Here is a 2461-nt window from a genome sequence, read left to right as displayed (position 1 = left end):
CCTGAGGGGCGGCCCCCCGCTCAGTCCCCTCGCGGCGGGACCTCCACCATCACCGTCACGGGCCCGTCGTTGACGAGCTCGACCTCCATGTGCGCGCCGAACACGCCGCGCTGCGCGTCGAGGGCGGCGCAGAAGCGCTCGTAGAGCGGCTCGGCGACCTCGGGGCGTGCCGCCGCGACGTAGCTGGGCCGTGTCCCCTTGCTGGTGTCGGCGTACAGCGTGAACTGGCTCACGCACAGGACCGGACGTTCGCCGACCGGCTCGTTCATGCGCCCGTCGGCGTCGGGGAACACGCGCAGCGCACCGACCTTCTGCGCGAGCCGGTCGCAGCTCGTCGTGTCGTCCCCGTGCGTCACCCCGAGCAGCACCACCAGGCCGGGGCCGATCTCGCCGGTGGTCCGTCCGTCGACCCGGACCGCCGCCCGGGAGACCCGCTGCACGAGCGCTCGCATGGGCGCGACGCTATCGCGCCTAGGTCACGGCGGCGGCGATCAGGGCGACGGTGACGACCGCCGTCGTCGACCAGGCGACGGCGCTGGCCGTGATGCGCAGGTCGAGCCCGTAGACGTGCGCGACGATCAGCGCGTTGATGCCGCACGGCATGGCGGCCTGCGTGAAGTAGGCGTCGGGGATCTCGACCGCCGTGAGCGCCATCACGGTCAGCGCGCCACTGGCGAACAGGAGGGGCGCGAGCACCACGCGCGAGGCGAGCACGACGAGCACCGGTGGCGTCAGGGGCGGCGGGAACCGCAGCGTGCCGTCCTCGGCCTCCTGCCGGAGATGGACGCCGAGGGCGAAGAAGCCGACCGGCAGGAGGGCCAGTGCCGAGTACCGCGCGATCTCGGCGAGCGCCTCCGGAGCCCAGGCGTCGGGAGCGACGAGGGCCAGGAGCAGCGCCACGAGCGGGGGGTTGCGGATCAGGAAGGACCGCAACCGCTCACGCGGCGTGCCCCCGGCCCGCGTGCCGAGCGCCGCGCCGATCGCGAAGGCCGGCAGGAACAGCATCGGCACGCTCACCGCGAGATCCCAGGTGATCGCCTCCGGGATGACGTCGGTCCCCAGGACGGCGGCGCTCAGCGGCAGCCCGAGGTAGCCCGTGTTCGCCAGGATGCTGCTGACGACCACCGCGCCGGTGGCGGCATCGCCGAGGTCCAGGACCCTGCGGCACACCGCGTACGCCGTGAGCCCGACGATCGCGAGCTCGCTGTAGGCCAGCAGCAGCCCGACGCCGAGCCCCGGGGTGAGCTCCAGCCGCGTCACCGCGAAGAACGTGATGAGCGGGAGCAGGCCGTACAGGAGGACGTCGAACGCCTTCCCCGTCCCGTCCACCGCCCGCTCACCCCAGCGGCGCTCGGACGCCATGCCGGCGGCGGCCGCGGTGATGATGCCCAGCAGGACCAGCAGCAAGGCGTCAGACGGCGCGCAGCTCGGCTGCGGCGAGCTCGGGGGAGACGGTCGTGATGTGGACCCCGGTTCCCAGCTCCAGCCCGGCGAGCGGCGTCAGGCGGGGCAGCACGTCGACGTGCCAGCAGAAGTGCTCGGCGCCGCGCGGCGCGGTCCGCACCCAGAGGGTGAGGGGCGGCGGCGCGCCGAAGCGCCGGGCGAGCCGGCTCAGGCCCTCGTGCAGCAGCCGGGCGCCGCTCGGTCCCTCGTCCTCGAACCGCATGCGGGGCACGCGCGGCACGAGCATCAGCTGGTACGGCGCGCGCGACGCGTACGGCGCGAGGAGCACCGCCTCGTCGTCGATGGCGACGATGCGGTCGCGCATCCGCACCTCCTCCTGGAGGAGGTCGCCGAGCAGGTTGCTCCCCATCGTCTGCGTGGCGTACGCGCCGAACCGCTCCCGCTCGCGCGCGACGAGCGCGGGGACGAAGTCCATCGCATAGAGCTGCGCGTGGGTGTGCTCGCGCGAGGCGCCGCCCTCCGGGCGCTCGTTGACATGGAGGTGCACGTAGGCGGCGTCCGCGTGGGTCCGCATGCGCTGCCGCCAGACCTCCACGGCCGTCACGACCTGCTCGGCCGGCAGCTCGGCGAGGGTCATCACCGGGTCGGGGGCGGTGATCAGGACCTCGTGGGCGCCGGTGGCGGGGACGGCGCCGAAGAGATCCGGGCGCGCCGATGCCTCGGACGCGTCGGAGGCGGCGTCCGGGCGCAGCGCCGGGTAGCGGTTCGGCACGACCCGCACGCTCCAGCCGGGGGTGTCGGGCAGGCGATGCGGGTCGCTGCTCACCGCGTGCAGCTCCGGGGGAGTCTGGTGCTCGTGGCCCTCGCGGAAGGGATCGTCCGCGGCGGCGAGCGCCGGTACCGGGGAGACCTCCAGCCCCGTGCCCGACCCGCCGCGCGTCGCGCGGTCGGGGGCGACGATGGTCCTCAGGCCGGTGAGCGCGTCGATGCGGATCTCGGGCACCGGGATGAGGCTACGCGGCGACCGGCGTCGCGGTCGGCTCGCTGCCGGCCCGGG

The 2461-nt window shown here is 74.6% G+C and carries 3 protein-coding genes; all 3 read right to left on the bottom strand.

Going from position 1 to position 2461, the window contains the following annotated elements; genetic code table 11:
• Positions 1-20: 20 nt before the first annotated feature.
• Genes dtd through ABYE80_RS19765 form a run of 3 tightly spaced genes read right to left on the bottom strand, consistent with a single transcriptional unit; the run spans position 21 to position 2407 of the window.
• Positions 21-452 carry a D-aminoacyl-tRNA deacylase gene (gene dtd, locus ABYE80_RS19775; protein ID WP_372792024.1) on the bottom strand — a complete coding sequence of 144 codons (432 nt, stop codon included), beginning with the start codon at positions 450-452 and terminating at the stop codon, positions 21-23.
• A 19-nt stretch (positions 453-471) separates the two neighbouring features.
• Complete coding sequence (locus ABYE80_RS19770; RefSeq protein WP_372792023.1) at positions 472-1407, bottom strand: AEC family transporter; 936 nt, start codon at positions 1405-1407, stop codon at positions 472-474.
• A 4-nt stretch (positions 1408-1411) separates the two neighbouring features.
• On the bottom strand, positions 1412-2407 hold the full coding sequence (locus ABYE80_RS19765; protein WP_372792022.1) for a hypothetical protein: 996 nt from the start codon (positions 2405-2407) through the stop codon (positions 1412-1414).
• Positions 2408-2461: the final 54 nt, after the last annotated feature.

Source organism: Paraconexibacter sp., assembly GCF_041602235.1.
Lineage (GTDB): Bacteria > Actinomycetota > Thermoleophilia > Solirubrobacterales > Solirubrobacteraceae > Paraconexibacter.
This window is presented reverse-complemented; position numbering and strand designations above follow the sequence as displayed.

What these genes read in the sequence shown, in the direction of transcription:
- dtd (WP_372792024.1), bottom strand. Translation starts at nt 452, where the DNA reads ATGCGAGCGCTCGTGCAGCGGGTCTCCCGGGCGGCGGTCCGGGTCGAC.